The organism is Jeongeupia sp. USM3, from assembly GCF_001808185.1.
Lineage (GTDB): Bacteria > Pseudomonadota > Gammaproteobacteria > Burkholderiales > Chitinibacteraceae > Jeongeupia.
The window spans coordinates 358,549-376,500 of sequence record NZ_CP017668.1 but is presented as its reverse complement, the minus strand read 5'-3'; the positions used below and the strand labels follow the sequence as shown (position 1 = coordinate 376,500).

At 63.8% G+C, this 17,952-nt stretch carries 23 protein-coding genes and 1 tRNA gene; 18 read left to right on the top strand and 6 right to left on the bottom strand.

The window, feature by feature from the left end; translation table 11 throughout:
• Positions 1–68: 68 nt before the first annotated feature.
• Both BJP62_RS01735 and dapE read left to right on the top strand, forming a co-directional pair.
• Positions 69–416 carry an ArsC family reductase gene (locus tag BJP62_RS01735; RefSeq protein WP_070525886.1) on the top strand — a complete coding sequence of 116 codons (348 nt, stop codon included), beginning with the start codon at positions 69–71 and terminating at the stop codon, positions 414–416.
• Positions 417–420: 4 nt separating this feature from the next.
• Positions 421–1,551, top strand: a complete 1,131-nt coding sequence (gene dapE, locus BJP62_RS01730; RefSeq protein WP_070525884.1) for a succinyl-diaminopimelate desuccinylase — start codon at positions 421–423, stop codon at positions 1,549–1,551.
• 7 nt (positions 1,552–1,558) lie between these two features.
• Here dapE and tilS read toward each other — a convergent pair whose 3' ends face one another.
• Positions 1,559–2,815 (bottom strand): tRNA lysidine(34) synthetase TilS, encoded by a 1,257-nt coding sequence (tilS, locus tag BJP62_RS01725; RefSeq protein ID WP_168163774.1) that lies wholly within the window; start codon positions 2,813–2,815, stop codon positions 1,559–1,561.
• 13 nt (positions 2,816–2,828) lie between these two features.
• Complete coding sequence (locus BJP62_RS01720; RefSeq protein WP_070525880.1) at positions 2,829–3,797, bottom strand: acetyl-CoA carboxylase carboxyltransferase subunit alpha; 969 nt, start codon at positions 3,795–3,797, stop codon at positions 2,829–2,831.
• Between the two features lie 88 nt (positions 3,798–3,885).
• Between BJP62_RS01720 and BJP62_RS18600 the strand changes: the two genes are divergently transcribed.
• The 3 genes from BJP62_RS18600 to flgN are packed head-to-tail and all read left to right on the top strand — an operon-like array spanning position 3,886 to position 4,861.
• Positions 3,886–4,092: a hypothetical protein gene (locus BJP62_RS18600; RefSeq protein ID WP_168163773.1), complete on the top strand. Its 207-nt coding sequence runs from the start codon at positions 3,886–3,888 to the stop codon at positions 4,090–4,092.
• 10 nt (positions 4,093–4,102) lie between these two features.
• Complete coding sequence (gene flgM / locus BJP62_RS18595) at positions 4,103–4,381, top strand: flagellar biosynthesis anti-sigma factor FlgM (RefSeq protein ID WP_070525878.1); 279 nt, start codon at positions 4,103–4,105, stop codon at positions 4,379–4,381.
• A gap of 15 nt (positions 4,382–4,396) precedes the next feature.
• Positions 4,397–4,861 (top strand): flagellar export chaperone FlgN, encoded by a 465-nt coding sequence (flgN, locus tag BJP62_RS01710; RefSeq protein ID WP_070525876.1) that lies wholly within the window; start codon positions 4,397–4,399, stop codon positions 4,859–4,861.
• Between the two features lie 96 nt (positions 4,862–4,957).
• Here the strand turns inward: flgN and BJP62_RS01705 are convergent, their stop codons facing one another.
• Positions 4,958–5,476, bottom strand: a complete 519-nt coding sequence (locus BJP62_RS01705; RefSeq protein ID WP_070525874.1) for a C40 family peptidase — start codon at positions 5,474–5,476, stop codon at positions 4,958–4,960.
• Positions 5,477–5,583: 107 nt separating this feature from the next.
• Here BJP62_RS01705 and BJP62_RS01700 point away from each other — a divergent pair, with 107 nt between their 5' ends.
• Positions 5,584–6,591 (top strand): substrate-binding domain-containing protein, encoded by a 1,008-nt coding sequence (locus BJP62_RS01700; protein WP_070525872.1) that lies wholly within the window; start codon positions 5,584–5,586, stop codon positions 6,589–6,591.
• 6 nt (positions 6,592–6,597) lie between these two features.
• Here BJP62_RS01700 and BJP62_RS01695 read toward each other — a convergent pair whose 3' ends face one another.
• Positions 6,598–7,110 (bottom strand): gluconokinase, encoded by a 513-nt coding sequence (locus tag BJP62_RS01695; RefSeq protein ID WP_070525870.1) that lies wholly within the window; start codon positions 7,108–7,110, stop codon positions 6,598–6,600.
• A gap of 184 nt (positions 7,111–7,294) precedes the next feature.
• Between BJP62_RS01695 and gntU the strand changes: the two genes are divergently transcribed.
• From gntU to BJP62_RS01675, 4 genes are all read left to right on the top strand, one after another.
• Complete coding sequence (gene gntU / locus BJP62_RS01690; protein WP_070525869.1) at positions 7,295–8,638, top strand: gluconate transporter; 1,344 nt, start codon at positions 7,295–7,297, stop codon at positions 8,636–8,638.
• Between the two features lie 100 nt (positions 8,639–8,738).
• Positions 8,739–10,058, top strand: coding sequence for a putative hydroxymethylpyrimidine transporter CytX (cytX, locus tag BJP62_RS01685; protein ID WP_070525867.1), 1,320 nt, complete (start codon positions 8,739–8,741; stop codon positions 10,056–10,058).
• 59 nt (positions 10,059–10,117) lie between these two features.
• Positions 10,118–10,208, top strand: a tRNA-Ser gene (locus BJP62_RS01680).
• Between the two features lie 374 nt (positions 10,209–10,582).
• The gene (locus BJP62_RS01675; RefSeq protein WP_070525865.1) at positions 10,583–11,536 is read left to right on the top strand and encodes a DUF932 domain-containing protein; all 954 of its coding nucleotides are present in this window, start codon (positions 10,583–10,585) and stop codon (positions 11,534–11,536) included.
• Between the two features lie 288 nt (positions 11,537–11,824).
• Here the strand turns inward: BJP62_RS01675 and BJP62_RS17805 are convergent, their stop codons facing one another.
• Positions 11,825–12,049 (bottom strand): DUF2188 domain-containing protein, encoded by a 225-nt coding sequence (locus tag BJP62_RS17805; RefSeq protein WP_083300633.1) that lies wholly within the window; start codon positions 12,047–12,049, stop codon positions 11,825–11,827.
• A 265-nt stretch (positions 12,050–12,314) separates the two neighbouring features.
• On the opposite strand from BJP62_RS17805, the gene BJP62_RS01670 reads away from it, so the two are divergent.
• Complete coding sequence (locus tag BJP62_RS01670; protein ID WP_070525863.1) at positions 12,315–13,292, top strand: YqaJ viral recombinase family protein; 978 nt, start codon at positions 12,315–12,317, stop codon at positions 13,290–13,292.
• 28 nt (positions 13,293–13,320) lie between these two features.
• A complete protein-coding gene (locus tag BJP62_RS01665) occupies positions 13,321–14,301 on the top strand; it encodes a hypothetical protein (protein WP_070525861.1) in 981 nt (326 codons plus the stop codon).
• A gap of 2 nt (positions 14,302–14,303) precedes the next feature.
• On the opposite strand, the gene BJP62_RS01660 is transcribed toward BJP62_RS01665, so the two are convergent.
• The gene (locus tag BJP62_RS01660; protein ID WP_070525859.1) at positions 14,304–14,660 is read right to left on the bottom strand and encodes a helix-turn-helix domain-containing protein; all 357 of its coding nucleotides are present in this window, start codon (positions 14,658–14,660) and stop codon (positions 14,304–14,306) included.
• Between the two features lie 169 nt (positions 14,661–14,829).
• Between BJP62_RS01660 and BJP62_RS01655 the strand changes: the two genes are divergently transcribed.
• The 6 genes from BJP62_RS01655 to BJP62_RS01635 all read left to right on the top strand — a co-directional run bounded on the left by BJP62_RS01655 (position 14,830) and on the right by BJP62_RS01635 (position 17,758).
• Entirely contained in the window at positions 14,830–15,381 is a 552-nt protein-coding gene (locus BJP62_RS01655) for a DUF4339 domain-containing protein (protein ID WP_070525857.1), read from the top strand.
• A gap of 28 nt (positions 15,382–15,409) precedes the next feature.
• On the top strand, positions 15,410–16,312 hold the full coding sequence (locus BJP62_RS01650) for a GTPase family protein (RefSeq protein WP_083300632.1): 903 nt from the start codon (positions 15,410–15,412) through the stop codon (positions 16,310–16,312).
• 133 nt (positions 16,313–16,445) lie between these two features.
• A complete protein-coding gene (locus BJP62_RS01645; RefSeq protein WP_145927068.1) occupies positions 16,446–16,772 on the top strand; it encodes a hypothetical protein in 327 nt (108 codons plus the stop codon).
• 105 nt (positions 16,773–16,877) lie between these two features.
• The gene (locus BJP62_RS01640; RefSeq protein ID WP_070525853.1) at positions 16,878–17,336 is read left to right on the top strand and encodes a hypothetical protein; all 459 of its coding nucleotides are present in this window, start codon (positions 16,878–16,880) and stop codon (positions 17,334–17,336) included.
• 68 nt (positions 17,337–17,404) lie between these two features.
• A complete protein-coding gene (locus BJP62_RS18590) occupies positions 17,405–17,569 on the top strand; it encodes a hypothetical protein (RefSeq protein ID WP_168163761.1) in 165 nt (54 codons plus the stop codon).
• Between the two features lie 3 nt (positions 17,570–17,572).
• Positions 17,573–17,758, top strand: a complete 186-nt coding sequence (locus BJP62_RS01635) for a hypothetical protein (protein WP_070525851.1) — start codon at positions 17,573–17,575, stop codon at positions 17,756–17,758.
• The last annotated feature ends 194 nt before the right edge of the window (positions 17,759–17,952 follow it).

Below are 17,952 nucleotides of genomic sequence, written 5' to 3'. Positions count from 1 at the left end.
GCTCCGATGGGTGGTAGGCACCGTTCTGCCTGCTGTTTAGAATCGCGCTTTTGCGAACGGAGTCCGACATGAAGCTTTACGGCATCCCTAACTGCGACACCGTCAAGAAAGCACGCACCTGGCTTGCCGAGCATGGCCACGACTACGACTGGCACGATTTCAAAAAGCAGGGCGTCAGCGCCGAGCTGCTCGCCCACTGGGCCGACAAGGCAGGGTGGGAGACGCTGCTGAACCGGCAAGGCACGACCTGGCGCAAGCTCGACGACGCCAGCAAGGCCGCCGTAACCGACGCCGCCTCGGCCATCGCAGTCATGCTGGCGCAGCCGTCGGCGATCAAGCGGCCGGTACTTGACCACAATGGTACGATCACCGTTGGCTTCAAGCCCGATACCTACAACGCCCTTTTCAGCCGCTGAGACCATGAACGACGCCACGCTAGACCTGACCCTGCAACTGATCCGCCAAGCCTCGGTCACCCCCAACGACGCCGACTGCCAGCAACTGATGGCCAACCGGCTCGCAAAGCTCGGTTTCCATATCGAACCGATGCGCTTCGGCGACGTCGACAACCTGTGGGCGCGCTTCGGCAACGAAGGGCCGGTACTGGTGTTCGCCGGTCATACCGATGTGGTGCCGACCGGCCCGCTCGACCGCTGGCATTCGGACCCGTTCGCGCCGGATATCCGCGACGGCCACCTGTTCGGCCGTGGCGCCGCCGACATGAAGGCCTCGCTCGCGGCCTTCGTCACCGCCACCGAGACTTTCCTTGCCAGACACCCGAATCCCAAGGGCTCGATCGCTTTCCTGATCACCTCGGACGAGGAAGGCCCGGCGCACGACGGCACGGTCAAGGTCATTGAGGCTCTGAAGGCGCGTGGCGAGCGGATCGACTACTGCATCGTCGGCGAACCGACCAGCGCCGAAACCTTTGGCGACACGATCAAGAACGGCCGCCGCGGCTCGCTGTCGGGTCATCTGATCGTCCATGGCGTGCAGGGGCACATTGCCTACCCGCACCTGGCGAAAAACCCGATCCACCTGCTCGCACCAGCACTCGCCGAACTCGCCGCGACCGAGTGGGACCGGGGCAACGCCTACTTCCCGCCGACAACGTGGCAGGTCTCGAACATCCACAGCGGCACCGGCGCGACCAACGTCATTCCGGGAACGGCCGAAGTCCTGTTCAACTTCCGCTTCTCGACCGAGAACACCGCCGACACGCTGAAGCAGAAGGTCCATGCGATCCTCGACGCACACGGGCTCGAGTACGAATTGACGTGGAACCTGTCGGGCGAGCCGTTCCTGACCGACCATGGCGCGCTGATCGACGCGATCAAGGCCTCGGTTGCCGAGGTCACCGGCGTGGTGCCGCAACTCAACACCACCGGCGGCACGTCCGACGGGCGCTTCATCGCCAAGTATTGCCCCGAGGTCGTCGAATTCGGCCCGATCAACAAGACGATCCACAAGCTCAACGAGTGCGTCGCGGTCGAGGACGTCCCCAAGCTGTCGCAAGTCTACGCAGGCGTGCTCGAACGCCTGCTGGGCTAGGAAGCAGTCAGGCTGGTTGCCACAACGGCAGCCAGCCCTCCCCCTTGAATTCGATTGCAATACCGACCCCCGGCACTGCCGCCAGCGTCTCGTCGCAATAGAGCAGCGGCATTGCTTCACGCAACCACGGTGGCACTCCCGCCTCCTGATAGAGCTGCTTGAGCGGGCGAGTCGGCCCGTCGGCACGCAGGCGCAAGCGCTCGCCACCGGTGCGCGGCCGCAGCTGCCAGCGCCCCGCCGCCGATTCGGCAATGCCCTCACCCCTTACCCACGCCAGCCGCCCTAGCGGCGTTTCGACCGTCACGCCGGGCTCGACATCGATCACCAAGTCGAATCGCACCGCCGGTACCGGGTAGAGGCGCTGGCGGTAACGCCGCACCCGCCGGCTCCGCCAGCGCAGCTCGGGCTGCGCATCGGCTGCCGCGCCGAGCTGCAACACGAAGGCATCGAAAGCGCGGGCATCGGCGACAATGCCGACACCGGCCAGCCAGTGCCTGAGCGCATTGCGACGGCGGCGCTCGCTCAGACCGGCCGAGACGGCAAGATCGAACGCACCGTCGACCACGCAGGTGGCCAGATCGAGCTCGGCCAGATCGCACAACAGTGCATCGGCCTCGGCGGCCTGCCCGGCCAGCCGCGCGAGCGATGCAACCACGCCCGGATCGCGCTGCAAGAGCGGCGGCAGGATTTGGTGACGCAGGAAGTTGCGGGTAAACCGCGTATCGGCGTTGCTTTCGTCGTCGACCCACGTCAGCGCATGCAGATCGGCGTAGTCGCGCAGCACGCTGCGCGGCACATCGAGCAGCGGCCGAAGCAGTTGCAGCGCCGGAGTCAGGGCGCGGCACTCCGGCATCGCGGCCAGACCGCCCAGGCCGTTGCCGCGCAATGCGTTCATCAGCACCGTCTCGGCCTGATCGTCGCGATGATGCCCAAGGCAGAGCACCTCGGCGTCGAGCGACTCGAATGCCGCGTAACGCGCCGCGCGCGCCGCGGCCTCGATGCCCAGCACACGTGCATCGACCCGCACCCGCTCGACACGACAGGGCACGCCGAGTGCCGTGGCAAGGCCGCGCGCGGCCTCGCCCCAGGCATCGGCATTCGGCGACAGGCCGTGGTGGACATGAACGGCAGAGAGGAAGAAGCCGTGCGTGGCGCGCCATTGCGCCAGCAGGTGCAGCAGCACGACCGAATCGAGCCCGCCGGATAGGCCGACACAGACTCGCGTACCGCTGGAGACATGCAGGCGGGCGAGGCATTCGCCCACCCGCCCGGCAAGCTTACTGGAGGGGCACTTCCTTGAACTGGCCATAGCCCATCAGGCGCTCGAAGCGGGTATCGAGCAGTGCGTCGATCGACTTGTCGGTCACACCCTTGAGTGCGTCGGCAATCGCTTTCTTCATCGCCTGCATCATCTGCGCATGGTTCCGATGCGCACCGCCAACGGGTTCGGTCACGATCTTGTCGATCAGCCCCAGGGTTTTCAGCCGGCTGGCGGTAATGCCGAGCGCCTCGGCGGCATCCGGCGCCTTTTCTGCGGTTTTCCACAGAATGGACGCGCAGCCTTCGGGCGAAATCACCGAGTAGGTAGAGTACTGCAGCATCTGCACCACATCGCCGACGGCGATCGCCAGTGCGCCACCCGAGCCGCCCTCGCCGATGACCGTGCTGATGATCGGCACGCGCAGCTGCGCCATCTCGAACAGGTTGCGGCCGATCGCCTCGGACTGGCCGCGCTCCTCGGCGCCGATGCCCGGGTAGGCCCCCGGCGTATCGATGAAGGTGATCACCGGCAGGCCGAACTTCTCGGCCAGCTTCATCAGCCGCAGCGCCTTGCGGTAGCCCTCGGGACGCGGCATGCCGAAGTTGCGGAAAATCTTTTCCTTGGTGTCCCGGCCTTTCTGGTGGCCGATCACCATGACCGAATGGCCGTTGAACCGCGCCAGCCCGCCGACGATCGCGTGGTCGTCGGCAAAGGCACGGTCACCGTGCAGCTCTTCGAAATCGGTAAAGATCGCGCTCAGATAATCGAGCGTGTACGGCCGCTGCGGATGGCGTGCGACCTGGGAGATCTGCCAAGGCGTGAGCTTGGCGTAGATGCTTTTGGTCAGCTCCTGGCTTTTCTTTTCCAGATGGCCGATCTCGACCGAAATGTCGACGGCGGAATCGTCCTGGACGTAACGCAGCTCTTCGATCTTGTTTTCGAGCTCGGCAATGGGCTGCTCGAAATCGAGGAATGTGGTTTTCATGCTTGCTCGGTTCTCCCGCGGCGCGCACGCAGGCGCCGACCCTGGGCCGGGTCAAAATTGCGCAACTATACAGCAAGCCCCGGCCGCCATGAAGCGGTGGACGGTGCGCAACTGGACGGCCGTTTCATGTCCTCATGATATCGCCCCGGCATCGGGCATGTCGGCCGGCGCATCCGAAACGACCGTTCGGCAGCGACGACAGGCAGACGAATGCGCTAAAGTTTCCGACAACGATGCCGATACAAAGCATAATCGCCATCCAGGAATCGACCGCGGCGTGGCCCGCGAACGATAAGGAAACCAGCATGAAGATCGACTCGTCTACCCGGTCGCCGGCACCGCAAACGCCGCGCAACACCGAGCGAACCAGTCAGACCGGCAAGGCCGCACAGGCCGACGACCTCAGCGTCAGCATCAATCCGGCCGCAGCCGAGCTCGGCCAGGCCGACGCTGCCGGCGCGCCGTTCGATGCCGAGCGCGTCGCATCGCTGCGCCAGGCGATCGCCGAAGGCCGCTTCAGCGTTCGTGCCGACGCCATTGCCGACAAGCTGATCGACAGCGTCAAGGAACTGCTTGGCCGCTGATGCGGTCAAGTCACCATGAACGATACGCCAGACTGGGCCGCGCTGCTCGGCGCCGCCACCGACACCTACAGGCAGCTTGTCACGTTTTTGCACGACGAACAGCACTGCCTGACCCAGAACCAGCCGGATGCGCTGGCGACACTGCTGCAACAGAAGCAGCAGGCCGCCCTCTCCGCCGATGCCGCCGGCAACGCGCTCAATGGCGCGTTCGCATCGCTCGGCCTCGACAGCGGTGCGGCGATCGCCGACTGGCTGGGCGCCAATCGCCCGGGCCTGCTCGGCCCGTGGCAGCAACTGCTCGAGCAAGTCCGCCAGGCCGAACTGCTCAACCAGTGCAACGGCAGGCTGATCGAATCGCGCAAGCACGCGCTCGACACCCTTGTGTACACACTGGCCGCCGGTCAGGACGATGCGCTCGGCTACTCGGAGCAGGGCCAGTTGCAGGGCGGCATGGGCCGCCATATCGCCGACAAGGCCTAGCCCGGGCAGGCGCGGCCGGCCACATTCACTCGCCAGCCATGTCGCTCCCCGCGTTGACCGCTCGCCCTTCCTTCTGCACCGGCCGCGCCTGGCGGCTCAGTTGCCACGGGCAAACACCGTTCGCCCGCCTTCAAAGCGCGACGCAAAATACGGCAAGGCCATCGACTCGACCCTGATCTGACCCTTGCTCGACGGTGCGTGAACGAACTTGCCGTCGCCGAGATAGATGCCGACGTGCGAATACGGCCGGCCCTGGGTGTTGAAGAACACCAGATCTCCGGCCTGCAATTGCGACTCGGCCACCGGCCGGGTCCGCGCGGCGATATCGGCCGCAGTACGCGGCAGATCGACGTCGAGCGCGTTCTTGTAGATGAAGCGCACCATGCCGCTGCAGTCGAGCCCGGCTTCCGGATTGTTGCCGCCGAACTGGTAGCCGACGCCGAGCAGACCCAGCGAATACATCACCACCTCCCGTCCGTCGCCCTGCGCCTGGATGTGCGCGAGACTGCGATCGACCGGGTACGGCTTTACCGGTTTGCTTGGCGTGGTGCTGCATGCCGCGAGTACAAGCAGACTGGAGACCAGAACGAGACGGAGACTTTTGCGAAGCGGCATGGCGGCAACCAGACAGCGGGAGACCCGGCGATCATGCGATCGGCACGGCCATTTCGCAAGCCGACAATGTTACGTGTAACATCCATCGTTCGCCCACGGACAAGCCGATGAAGCCCGCCAAGCGCCCCACCCTGCAGGACGTTGCCGCCCTCGTCGGCGTCACCAAGATGACCGTCAGCCGCTACCTGCGCGACCCGAACCAGGTGTCGGTCGCTCTGCGCGATGCGATCCAGCAGGCGGTGGAAACGCTAGGCTACATTCCGAGCCGTGCGCCGGACATCCTGTCGAAGGCGCGCAGCCATGCGATCGGCGTGCTGCTGCCGTCGGTGTCCAACCAGGTGTTCTCGGCGCTGATCCGCGGTGTCGAATCGGTGACCGAGCCGGCCGGCTACCAGACGCTGTATGCGCACTTCGGCTACGACGAACGCATCGAGGAAGCACGGATCGCCACGCTGCTGTCGTTTCATGTCGACGGGTTGATCCTGTCCGAGACGCGGCATACCGAGCGCACGCTGCGGATGATCCGCACCGCCGGCATCCCGGTTGTCGAGGTAATGGAAACGCCGGCCGAGCCGATCGACCTCGCCGTCGGCCTCGACCACGTTGCCGCGGCACAGGCGATGACCGAGGCGATGATCGCCAGCGGCAAGCGCCGCATTGCCTACCTTGCCGCCCGGCTCGACAGCCGTACGCGCCAGCGTATTGCCGGCTACCGCCAGGCACTGGCCACGGCCGGACTGCCGGCACACATTGTCGAAACCGAGGCACCATCGACGTTCACGCTCGGCGCGGCGCTGGCCGAGCAGGCGCTGGCCGAGGTGCCCGGCCTCGACGGGCTGTTCTGCACCAACGACGACATCGCCGCCGGCGCACAGCTTGCCTGTCAGCGACGCGGCCTCGTCGTGCCGGGCGACGTCGCCGTCGCGGGCTACAACGCACTCGACATCGGCCAGGCACTGTCGCCACCGCTGGCCAGCGTGATCACGCCACGGGAGGCCATCGGCCGGGTCGCGGCCGAACGCCTGCTCGGCCGCCTCGGCGGCCGCGATTATCCGGACCGGGTGGTCGACCTCGGCTACACGCTGTCGCTCGGCGGCAGCGTCGCCCAAACCTAGAACCTGCTACTGACCGGCCTGCACCGCCGCCAGCGTGCGCGCCAGTACGGTGTCGAAGTCGCCGTCAACCGAGACGTGAATCACGTCCGGCTCGTCGTCACCGGGCGCTTCGAGCGCGTCGAACTGGCTCTGCAGCATGCCGGCCTTCTGGAAATGCCCCTGCCGCGCCTTCATGCGCTCGAGAATCAGCGCGTAGCTGCCCTCCATGAACACGAAGGTCAGCTTGTCGTTGTCCTTGCGGATGCGGTCGCGATAGGCCTTCTTCAGCGCCGAGCAGACGATCACGGCGGTTTCGTTCTTGCGATCGACACTGAACACCGCGTCGTTGATCCGCTCGAGCCACGGCGCACGGTCGTCGTCGTCCAGCGGCGTGCCGCCGCCCATCTTGACGATGTTGGCACGCGGATGCAGATCGTCGCCATCGATGAACTTGGCGCCCAGCCGCTGCGCCAGCGCGGCACCAATGCTCGACTTGCCGCTGCTCGACACCCCCATCACCACATAACTCTTCCCGGACATCGGTCGTACTCCTTGTTGTATTCGGAACGGCTCGCCCGTCACCGGCGAAATTTGCGCTAGCGCAGACCCGCATCACATTTCGGTTTACCGCAATAGGCATCGGTTCTGGCTTGTTGATACGATGTTACCGGTAACAAATCAAAAAACAAGCACGCAAGTCCAAAAACTCAAACGGAGTCGATCCATGTCAGATTTCACGCTGATATTCACCGCGGCGGGGTCCATCGTCCTGCTGCTGGTGCTGGTAATGAAAGTCAGGTTGCATGCACTGGTTGCGCTGATCCTCGTTTCGATGGTGGCCGGCATCGCTGCCGGCATGAACCCCGCCAAGATCGCCGACACCATCCAGAAAGGCATGGGCGGCACGCTCGGCTTCGTCGCCACCGTCGTCGCGCTCGGCGCGATGTTCGGCAAGATGATGGAAGCCACCGGCGCGCTCGACCGGATCGCGCTGACGCTGCTGGGCAAGTTTGGCGAGAAGCGCGCGCATTGGGCCGTCTCCGTCACCGGCCTCGTCTGCGCGCTGCCGCTGTTCTTCGACGTTGCCGTCGTGCTGCTGATCGGCGTGGTGTTCGCTCTGGTCCGCCGCGGCGGCGGCAGTGTCGTCAAACTGGGCGTCGCACTGTTCGCCGGCATCGCCGCCTGCCAGGCATTCCTGATCCCGGCGCCGCCGCCGATCCTGGTCGCCTCGCAACTCAACGCCGATTTCGGCTGGATGATCCTGCTCGGCCTTGCTGCGGCGATTCCAGCGATGATTCTGGCCGGCCCGATCTACGGCAGCTTCGTATCGAAGTACGTCGACGTGCCGCTGCCGGCGCATGCACAGGAAAGCCACCTCGGCGAGAACAAGGGCGAGCTGCCGTCGTTCGGCCTCGCACTGGGTCTGGTGGTTCTGCCGCTGCTGCTGGTCGGACTGAAGACGATCGCCGCGCGCTTTGTCGAAGTCGATTCAACGGCCTACAACTGGCTGCAGTTCGTCGGCCATCCGTTCACCGCGATCCTGCTCGCCTGCCTGTCGGCGTTCTACCTGCTCGGCGTCAAGCGGGGCATGAGCCGCGAGTCGATCATGAAGATCTGTTCGGCCGCGCTCGAACCGGCCGGCATCATCATCCTCGTGACCGGCGCCGGCGGCGTGTTCAAGCAGGTACTGGTCGACTCTGGCGTCGGCGGCGCACTCGGCAACATGCTTGCCGGCGCCGGCCTGCCGGTGACGATCCTGGCATTCACCCTTGCCGCCGCGGTCCGCGTGATCCAGGGCTCGGCCACCGTCGCCATGCTGACCGCCTGCGGCCTGATCCTGCCGATGATCGAACACATGAACCTGAACGGCGCGCAGCTCGCCGCGGTGACGATCGCCATTGGCGGCGGTGCGGTCGTGCTGTCGCACGTCAACGACTCGGGCTTCTGGCTCGCCAACCGCTACCTCGGCATGACCGAGAAGCAGACGCTGCAGACATGGACGGTGATGGAAACCATCATCGGCGTCACCGGCGGCGTGGTCGCCACGGCGGCGATGGCCTTCCTCTGAACCGGCAACGACCTTGATCCAGCCCCGCCCCGGCGGGGCTTTTTCATTGCCCGCGAGCGCGGCCGCGGCGACAATGCCAGCCTTCCGAGGAGAACGAAACATGAAGCCGACCGGTACCTACGACCCGCGCGTCCCCGTTCCGCTGGAGCGGCGCGTCTTTTCCGCCCGCGACGTGATGTCGCTGTGGTTTTCGCTGGCCATCGGCCTGATGGTGCTGCAGACCGGCGCACTGCTGGTACCCGGACTGGGCTTCGGCTCGGCATTGATCGCCATCACCATCGGCAGCGCGATCGGCGTGGCCTGCCTTGCTTCGGTGGCCGTGATTGGCGCAGATACCGGGCTGGCAACGATGTCGGCGCTGCGGCCGACACTGGGCCTGCGCGGCGCCAGCCTGCCGGCAATCTGCAACCTGATCCAGCTGATCGGCTGGGGTGCGTTCGAAATCGTCGTGATGCGCGACGCCGCCGGCGCACTGATCCAGCGTGCCGGTACCGGATCGGCGCTGTGGCAGAACCCCGTGCTGTGGACCCTGCTGTTCGGCGGCATCTCGACACTGATCGCCGTCTTCGGCCCGCTCGGCTTCGTCCGCCGGGTGCTGCGACGCTGGGGTATCTGGCTGCTGCTCGCAGCCGCCGCATGGCTGACCTGGCACCTGTTTGCCGCCTACGACGTCGCCGAACTGTTCAGCCGCCCGGGCACCGGCGCACTCGGCCTCGGCACCGGTATCGACCTCGTCATTGCGATGCCGCTGTCGTGGCTGCCGCTGGTCGCCGATTACACCCGCTTTGCACGGCAACCCGGCGCCGCCTTCCGCGGCACGCTGGCCGGCTATCTGATCGGCAACCTGTGGTTCTGCAGTCTGGGCGCGGCCTACACGCTTGCCTTCGCCCAACAGGGCGGCGACAACGCGCTGCTGTTCGCACTGGCCGCGTCCGGCGGCGGGCTCGCGCTGCTGCTGATCCTGCTCGACGAAAGCGAAAAGGCCTTTGCCGACATCCACTCGGCCGCCGTGTCGGCGTGCACGCTGGTACCGGCCCGGGTCGAGTACGCCGCACTTGCCTTTGGCGTGCTGTGCACGGCCATCGCCCTGTTCGTACCGTTCGCGCGCTTCGAGAGCTTCCTGCTGCTGATCGGCTCGCTGTTCGCACCGCTGTTTGGCGTCGTGCTCGTCGACCATTTCATCGTCCGGCGCCGGCAGATCGACCTCCCGGCCATTGCCCGGACCGGTGGCGCCTACTGGTACTGCGGTGGCTGGCACATCCGCGGCCTGCTCGCCTGGTCGCTCGGCATCGTCGCCTATCACCTGACCGTGCAGCTGCTGCCCGGCATGATGGCCTCGGTACCGGCGCTGCTGATCGGCGGCACCGGCTACTGGCTGCTCAACCTGAGCGCGGCAAAGCCGGCCAGCTCAACGGCGTAAAATGCACGGCACGCCTTGTCAGCAACGCTTCGCTTCGGTACTATTCGGCCTCCCATCGCGGAGAGATGGATGAGTGGTTTAAGTCGCACGCCTGGAAAGCGTGTATAGGTTAATAGCCTATCCGGGGTTCGAATCCCCGTCTCTCCGCCAAAATACTAAGCTAAGGCCCTGATTATTCAGGGCTTTTTCTTTGTCTATTATTCTTGGTATGCCATCCAGCATGCCACATAGAGGTGGCTGCACTCGGACTGTTCTGGACAATCCCGGACATCGTTCCGCTCCCCACGCCCCTGATCTCACTACCCCAGCTAGCGCAAATCGACGGATAAACAGCCCGCACTTCTGACCTAGCAATCTTCGTTGCGACAGTAACTCTAGAAAATTTCAGCCATATATCACCCAAGAAGAGCAACCAAGGACTCGCGATCAGCGAGCCTTGCCCTACCTGCAGTGGTGCTGATTGCCCTGCTCCCCTTCATCCAACCCCGGCCCTGTGCCGGGGTTTTTGCTTTCTGGAGCCCCTCATGTCCCATCTCGTCGAATCCATGGCTTTCGTTCGCGAAGCGCCGTGGCATGGTTTAGGCAATCAGTTGTCGGCCCATCAACCCATTGAGGTCTGGCAGCGCGAAGCCGGCATGGACTGGTCGATCGATCAGAGCGATGTGCTGTTCAACGTGGCCAGCGATGGCATGCACATCCGTACGCATGCCGATTCGAAGGTGTTGTACCGCTCGGACACGCTGGCGCCGCTGTCGGTGGTATCGAAGCGCTATCAGGTGGTGCAGCCGGCCGAGGTGCTGCACTTCTATAACGACCTGGTGGCCGCAGGCGGGTTCGAGCTCGAGACCGCTGGGGTACTGAAGGGCGGGCGCAAGCTGTGGGCCTTGGCCCGCACCGGTCAGGATGCATTGATCCGTGGTGGCGACAAGGTAAAGGCCTATCTGCTGCTGGCGACCAGCTGCGATGGCACCTTGTGCACGACGGCGCAGTTCACCTCGGTGCGGGTGGTCTGCAACAACACGCTGCAGATGGCCGTCGGCGATCGCTCCGGTGCGGTGAAGGTGCCGCACTCGACCAAGTTCGATCCGGCTTCGGTCAAGGAAGCCTTGGGGCTGGGGCTGTCGGGCTGGGAGGCCTTTATCGGCAACATCAAGCAACTGGCGCAACGGCCGGTGTCGGCGATCGAGGCGACGTCGTTCTTCGGCGAACTGCTGGATGAGCAAGTCCACGATGTTGCCGGGGTACCGGCGTCCAAGGCGATGCAGCAGCTCACCGCGCTCTACAGCGGTGCCGGCATGGGTTCGTTGTTGCCTGGATCACGCGGTACAGCCTGGGGCTTGCTCAATGCAGTGACCGAGTACGTCGACCACCAGCGGCGTGCCCGTTCGCAGGATCACCGACTCGATTCGGCCTGGTTCGGTCAGGGGGCACAGCTCAAGCAACGGGCGTTGGCGCAAGCGATGGGTCTGACGGCATGAGCACCTTCGACCATACCCCGGAGCCTTGGCATGTGAGCCAGTCTGACCATCCCGGCGTCGGCCTGCTGATCAAGCCGATTCCCGGCCAGGTCATCGCCGAAGTCGATCCCGGTGAATGCAATGGCGGCCGATGCCCGTCGCATCGTCGCCTGCGTCAATGCGTTCGAGGGGATTGCCACCGAGGTGATCGAGCGGATGGCGCCGAAGTAACGAGTGATCAGCGTCCCATAAGTCGACACGGAGGCCGATTTGCCCCAGTGCCGATCCAGGAAGCGAATAATCGGCCCGTTAGCCTTTCGGAGGGAAAGGGTCTTTACCGTGGCTGTCCTTGTCACGGATACGGCCATCCGGGCGGTGAATAACGAGTTCGGACTGCTGATTGCGAGCAATGCTCCGCCCCGCATCGATTGCCTGCTGCTGCGTGTCGTGCACGGAAGTCGCCTTCCCGTTTCCTTCTCCCTTAACGGCCCATCCGTCCGGATGCGGAACGACATGTTGGTTCTTTCCAGCCATGGTTAGTCCTTTCTACAAAGTTGCTCGATTTGCGGTACGGGCCCAACGCTCGCACCACAAAAAACACAATAGGTAGTAGGGAAATAAAAATCAACAACAACATGTAGTAAATAACCGTTTATCCAGACAACAAAGAACCCCTCAACCAGGTTGCTTCAGGTTGCTTCAGTTCTCTTCCCTTTTTCAACTGCAGATCCACAACGCCCGCTCGGCTTCTGCCGGGTGGGCGTTGTCGTTTCTGCCTTTATGACGTCCAGGAGGTGTCATGTGTCGTTCATCAGGCCAGGCCTTGCGGCTGGCATCGACGGTCGGGCTCGACCGGGAAGCGTGGTTGCAGTGGCGGTTGCGCGGGATCGGGTCTTCCGATGCCGCTGCAGCTGTCGGACTGTCGCCGTACAAGAGTGCGTTGTCCTTGTGGCTGGAGAAGACCCGGCGCAAGGCGCCGGACGATCTGTCTTTGAAGGAGGCGGTGATCTGGGGGCAGGTACTGGAACCGGTGTTGGCGAACGTTTATGCCGAGCGCACCGGGGCACGGGTGCGGCGGGTGAATGCGGTGCTGCAGCATCCGGAACACCGTTTCATGCTGGCCAATCTGGATCGGGCCGTGGTCGCCGGACCGGACGGCGCGGGGATTCTGGAGATCAAGACCGCCGGGTATCACAGTGCGCCGCAGTGGGAGGACGGCATTCCGGTGGCGTACCAGTGCCAGGTCTTGCATCAGTTGGCGGTGACCGGGCATGCCTGGGCCGATGTGGCGGTACTGATCGGCGGGCAGGATTTCCGGATTTATCGGGTGGAGCGGGATGAGGACCGGATTACCGATCTGATCCAGCGTGAAGCTTCGTTCTGGTCTTGCGTTGAATCGGATACCCAGCCTTCGCCCGATGGCTCGGCCGATGCGGGTTCGGCCTTGCAGTGGCTGTTCCCGCACGACGACGGCCAGGTGGTCGATCTGTCGGATTCTCCGGAATTCAACGACATGTTCGCGACGCTGTTGCAGTTGAAGCAACGCCGGGAGGATGTCGAGGCCAGTGAGGCGTTGATTCGACAGCGCATCCAGCATGTGCTGGGTTCGGCCACCGGGGCGTTGTTCAGTGCCGGCCGGGTGAGCTGGAAGCGCAGCAAGGATCGCGTTGCTGCAGACATCGAACGATTGTCTGCCGAGCATCCCGAGCTGTTACAGCAATACAGCAAACCGATCGCCGGAACCCGGCGTTTTCTGATCCAACCTACCCGGCCTTGAGCCGGGTTTTTCGTTTATGGAGATTGTGATGATCAAAGGGCTCGCGATTACCCCGCCGGTGATTGGCCGGATCAGCATCGGCCATCTGGTCGAGAAGAACGGCAAATGGCTGCCGGAGAAGGACGACGGTTTCACGCTGACGACGCAGGTGCAGACCCGCGAAGGCTGGGTGTTGCATCCGTTGCACCAGCCCTTGGCCGAGGCCAGTCCGAACCGGAAGCTGCGGGCGATTCCGGTGCGGCTGTTGTTCAACGACAGTGCGCTGAATCTGCGGGCGGAGTTCAGTGCGTTCGATCGCAGTAACGGTCGGCCGTTGTGCGTTGGCAATGGCGAAACTGCACGCCGGGTCACGGCGGACGGGATCGATGACGTCGCCTGCTCGACACCGGAGCACTGCCCGTTCGCCAAGGCGATGGGCTGCAAGCTGTATGGTCGGCTGAACGTCCAGGTCGAGGGACAGAATGATGCGCTGGGGAGTTTTATTTTCCGCACCACCGGCTACAACTCGGTGCGGACGCTCGCGGCACGGTTGCAGTATTTCGAGGCGGTCAGTGGTGGCAACACCAAGCATCTGCCGCTGATGTTGCGGCTGCGGGCCAAGAGCACGACCCAGTCGCATCGGGCGCCGGTGTTCTTCGTCGACCTGACCTTGCGCGATGACGACACCCTGGCCGAGGCGGTGTGCTTTGCCCGGGATGAAGCGTTGCGGCATCAGCAGGCCGGGGTCGATACGGCGCAGCTGGAAGCGACGGCACGGGCTTTGCTGCAGAACGGCCAGTTCGAGGACAGCGCCGAGGAGTTGCCGCAGGTGCTGGAGGAGTTTTATCCGGTGCAGGATGAAGGGACTTCGAACACAACTGGCACCGCTGTGGCCGATCAGTCCCTTGCTTCGGTACCGGTTGCGGCGAAGCCGACGGCGCCACGAACACGGGTGCGTTCTACCCGGCTCACCACCCAGCTCGGCAAGCCGGCCGAACCGACGGCGGGTGCAATGCCCGCCAATGGCTGACGTTATCGCGTTGTGCGCTGGCGCAGTCCTGTCGCCAGCCGTTCCACCAGATCGACCACCATCGCGCGGTCCTGTGCGGTGAGTCGATCGAGCAATCGGTCCAGGTGTTGCGCCTGATCCTGCGCCCGCGGGCTGACCTCGTGCAACAGGTCTGCGATGTCGCAGTCGAAGATCGCCGCCAGTTCGGCCAGTCGCGCCACGGTCGGCATGCCTTTGCCGCGCTCGATCCGCGACACGGCTTCGTTGCCGATCTTCAGCCGTTCGGCGACCTGTTCCTGGGTCAGTCCGGCCGCCTGCCGGCGCCGGGCAATGGCTTTGCCGATGGTCTGTTGCAGGGCCTTGACGTCGATCGCGTCCATCTCACCTCCTGATCAACCTGAATGGTTGACTTCCAACGCGTTGACAGGAAGGTGCTGCGAAGTTGAAATACAACCTATTAAGTCTAGTAACAACCTGTAAGGCCAGCATCATTCCTGGTCTTCACCCTGTCTTTGTCACCGCTACCCCACTTTCAAAAGGAGCTACCCCATGTCCGAATGGCATTACGAGCAACACGGTCGACGCCATGGCGCCGTCGCCGAGACCGCCATCCGCACGCTGATCGAACAAGGCCAGCTCGATGGCCACACCCTGGTGTGGTCGCCGGGCCTGAGCAGCTGGATGCCGCTGGCCGAGACCGAACTGGCTGGCCTGTTGCAGAACAGGCAGGTCCCACCGGCATTGCCCGGCGCACGGATCAGCCAGGCCGCCGTCTGGACCCTGGCGTTTGCGCCGCTGATTGGCGTGATGCTGGCGGCCATGATCGCCGGTGCCCGTGCTGCCAGCGAGTACACCGTCGATGCCGAAGTGGCCCAGGCCTTGCGTGACAACCAGTACTGGTACGTGACGCTGCTGCTCAATGTCGGCCTGAGCTGCTGGGACCTGCACCGCCTGAAACAGGCCGGGGTCGATACGGCCAGCTTCGGCAAGAAGGTGTTCATCGTGCCGGTTTATCTGTGGCAACGCGCCCGCGCGCTGAACCAGCGCCCGATCCACTTCTGGTGCTGGATCGCCACCTTCGTGTTCGCGCTGCTGGCCTAGCCCCCCATTTCGAATCCAAGGAACTTCAATGACGTCCCCTCCCAACCAGGACGAAACACCGTCCGAACCGGACATCGCCACCGAGGTCCTGGCGCTGTTGCATCACCCGCAGGCGCAGGTCAGTGCCGAGCAGTTGCAGGCGATCCGCGATCGCATCCATGAAGTCGTGCATTACCAGGCGGTCGTCGGTGTGCTCGGCAAGACCGGTGCCGGCAAGTCCAGTCTGTGTAATGCCCTGTTCGGTCAGGAAGAGACTGAAGTCAGCGCCATCGATGCCTGCACCCGCGCACCACAGGAAATTACCCTGGCGTATCGCCAGGGCAAGGGCATTGCACTGATCGACATGCCCGGTGTTGGCGAGAGCCAAGCCCGGGATGCCGAGTATGCGGCGATGTACGAGGACATGCTGCCCGAGCTCGATCTGATTCTCTGGGTCATCAAGGGAGACGACCGTGCCCTGAGCATCGACGAGCGTTTCTACAACGACGTGGTCAGGCCGTATGCGGCACGCGCCGGCATCCCGGTGCTGTTCGTGATCAATCAGGTCGACAAGATCGAACCCAGCCACGAATGGAGCTGGCAACAGCAGCAACCCGGACCGGTACAGGCCGGCAGCATCCGCGCCAAGGTGCTGCGGGTCAGCCAGCACTTCGATGTGACGGCCGAACAGGTCTGCGCGGTGTCGGCGACCTGGGGATTCGGTCTGGTCCAGTTGATCGAGACCATCATCCGCACCCTGCCGAAAGAACGGCGCTGGGGCTTGCTGCGCGAGGCCCGAACGGAGCACGTCTCAAAAAAAGCGCGTCAGGACGCCGAACAGGGCTTGTGGGACACGCTCAGGCACGCGGCGACCGAGATTCTCAAGGAGAGCGCCGGACTGATCGTCGACGGACTGACCGCGCTGGGCCGACGGCTGTTCAGTTGGTGGTGATGCGAATCGCACCGCGCCACCTTGCCTCCCCACAGCCATTTCATGTCCGGATCGTCCTTCGTCGCTCACAACGCCCGGATCCCGTCATCCGCACCGAGCGGGTTTTGCCCATCCCATCCACCAGAGGAAATCCATGAAACCTTATCTCTCATTGCTTGCGCTCGCAGGCGCCGTCGCCATCAGCAGCGGATGCAGCGCCAGCGAAGCGCCGTTTCAGGTCTCGCTGCAGACCGTCCAGGACGTGCCGGTGATTCAGCTCGAATCCGTCACCGACAAGGTCGTCCTCACCGGCTTCACGGTCAACCGTGGCAACTGCACCAGGACGAAGGTCGGCGGGATCTACCCGCTGCCGCTCACCTTCAAGTTCGGTGATGGCGTGAAGCTCTTTGCCTACCTGTGCAAGGTCAAGGAAGTCGCGCTGACCACCGACCAAGGCACGTTCACCTATTCCTTCCGCTGATCAAAACCCGCTGAGATGCGAAGCGGGCTCAGCCCGCTTCACGCATTGATCGACGGTTACTTGCGAGACCCCATGAATACCCCAACGCCTTCCCGCCGTCCCCCATTGGCAACCCTGTGCGCCCTGAGTCTCCTGACGCTGGGCCTGACCCACTTCGCGCACGCGCAGGAGCAGACCAGCGATTCGGTACTCAAACCCGTTCCCGGCGTCACGTTCAAGCATGACGAGCAGCGCAACAACTGGACCGTGGCCTGGAAGAACAAGCAGTACGTCCTGCCCAATGCCAGCTGGGACACGATGACCATCCACCAGATCAAGGACTACGGCGTGTCCAAGCTGGTGCTGACCTCGGGCAGTGCCGGCCGGGCTTGCGAGCAGGAATACCGGCTGTACCTGTTCGCGCCCAACGGCGAGGTGGATGAATGGCGGGACTTCAAAACCTGCTATGCGCAGAAGCAGTCGGTCCAGATCAAGGGGGACTACATCACGGTCAACCTGGACGGCAAGAAAACCGACCTCAACCCCAACGAGGACGCCGCAGCACGTCCCAACGCCCTGCGCTGATACAGCCACGCCCCCATCACGGGGGCGTGGCTGCACGGTCGTCCTGTGTTTACACCCGAGCGAGTGAAATGAAAGCCATCCCCGTCCTGTTTATTTTTTGGTTTGTTCTGTCCATCCTCGTCGGCCTGACCGCCAAAGCCTCCGGCCGCAGCTTCCTGGTCTGGTTCTTCCTCTCGATGTGCATCGATCCGATCCTGGGTTTCCTGCTGCTGCAGGTCACCAAGGGGAAGTAGGCCATGCTCTTCGTCGGACTCCTGGCGATCATCTACCTGCTGATGTTCGTGGTCATCGCCATTTACGCCAAGCGCACCGGTCGCAGTGCTTTGGGGTGGCTGCTCTTGTCGCTGATCCTCACCCCGTTCATTGCGCTCATCATCCTGCGCGGTAACGCGTTGCAAAAACAACGCGCCACCCGAGGGTGACGCGGTCTGAATGCCCTCACGGATAGGGGCTTTTTTTACTAACAAAGACAAGATCACGCGGGCCTTGTTTCGCCCCCGGCCTGCGAATGTAGTTTCACCTTGCCAATATCTACGATGACAAAGTCGTTCAGCCACACCGAAATGATAAACGTGGGTGCGACGAGCGTCATTGGGTTGATGCAACCCATAAGACA

Excerpts from the sequence above, each read along its gene's own strand:
- BJP62_RS01660 (WP_070525859.1), bottom strand. The coding sequence starts at position 14,660 with ATGGACGCGATCGACGTCAAGGCCCTGCAACAGACCATCGGCAAAGCC.
- cytX (WP_070525867.1), top strand. The coding sequence starts at position 8,739 with ATGAAGCCGACCGGTACCTACGACCCGCGCGTCCCCGTTCCGCTGGAG.
- dapE (WP_070525884.1), top strand. The coding sequence starts at position 421 with ATGAACGACGCCACGCTAGACCTGACCCTGCAACTGATCCGCCAAGCC.
- BJP62_RS01675 (WP_070525865.1), top strand. The coding sequence starts at position 10,583 with ATGTCCCATCTCGTCGAATCCATGGCTTTCGTTCGCGAAGCGCCGTGG.
- BJP62_RS01705 (WP_070525874.1), bottom strand. The coding sequence starts at position 5,476 with ATGCCGCTTCGCAAAAGTCTCCGTCTCGTTCTGGTCTCCAGTCTGCTT.
- BJP62_RS01635 (WP_070525851.1), top strand. The coding sequence starts at position 17,573 with ATGCTCTTCGTCGGACTCCTGGCGATCATCTACCTGCTGATGTTCGTG.
- BJP62_RS01650 (WP_083300632.1), top strand. The coding sequence starts at position 15,410 with ATGACGTCCCCTCCCAACCAGGACGAAACACCGTCCGAACCGGACATC.
- BJP62_RS01720 (WP_070525880.1), bottom strand. The coding sequence starts at position 3,797 with ATGAAAACCACATTCCTCGATTTCGAGCAGCCCATTGCCGAGCTCGAA.
- flgM (WP_070525878.1), top strand. The coding sequence starts at position 4,103 with ATGAAGATCGACTCGTCTACCCGGTCGCCGGCACCGCAAACGCCGCGC.
- BJP62_RS18590 (WP_168163761.1), top strand. The coding sequence starts at position 17,405 with ATGAAAGCCATCCCCGTCCTGTTTATTTTTTGGTTTGTTCTGTCCATC.
- BJP62_RS01645 (WP_145927068.1), top strand. The coding sequence starts at position 16,446 with ATGAAACCTTATCTCTCATTGCTTGCGCTCGCAGGCGCCGTCGCCATC.
- BJP62_RS18600 (WP_168163773.1), top strand. The coding sequence starts at position 3,886 with ATGAAGCGGTGGACGGTGCGCAACTGGACGGCCGTTTCATGTCCTCAT.
- BJP62_RS01695 (WP_070525870.1), bottom strand. The coding sequence starts at position 7,110 with ATGTCCGGGAAGAGTTATGTGGTGATGGGGGTGTCGAGCAGCGGCAAG.
- BJP62_RS01670 (WP_070525863.1), top strand. The coding sequence starts at position 12,315 with ATGTGTCGTTCATCAGGCCAGGCCTTGCGGCTGGCATCGACGGTCGGG.
- gntU (WP_070525869.1), top strand. The coding sequence starts at position 7,295 with ATGTCAGATTTCACGCTGATATTCACCGCGGCGGGGTCCATCGTCCTG.
- BJP62_RS01700 (WP_070525872.1), top strand. The coding sequence starts at position 5,584 with ATGAAGCCCGCCAAGCGCCCCACCCTGCAGGACGTTGCCGCCCTCGTC.
- flgN (WP_070525876.1), top strand. The coding sequence starts at position 4,397 with ATGAACGATACGCCAGACTGGGCCGCGCTGCTCGGCGCCGCCACCGAC.
- BJP62_RS01665 (WP_070525861.1), top strand. The coding sequence starts at position 13,321 with ATGATCAAAGGGCTCGCGATTACCCCGCCGGTGATTGGCCGGATCAGC.
- BJP62_RS01655 (WP_070525857.1), top strand. The coding sequence starts at position 14,830 with ATGTCCGAATGGCATTACGAGCAACACGGTCGACGCCATGGCGCCGTC.
- BJP62_RS17805 (WP_083300633.1), bottom strand. The coding sequence starts at position 12,049 with ATGGCTGGAAAGAACCAACATGTCGTTCCGCATCCGGACGGATGGGCC.
- BJP62_RS01735 (WP_070525886.1), top strand. The coding sequence starts at position 69 with ATGAAGCTTTACGGCATCCCTAACTGCGACACCGTCAAGAAAGCACGC.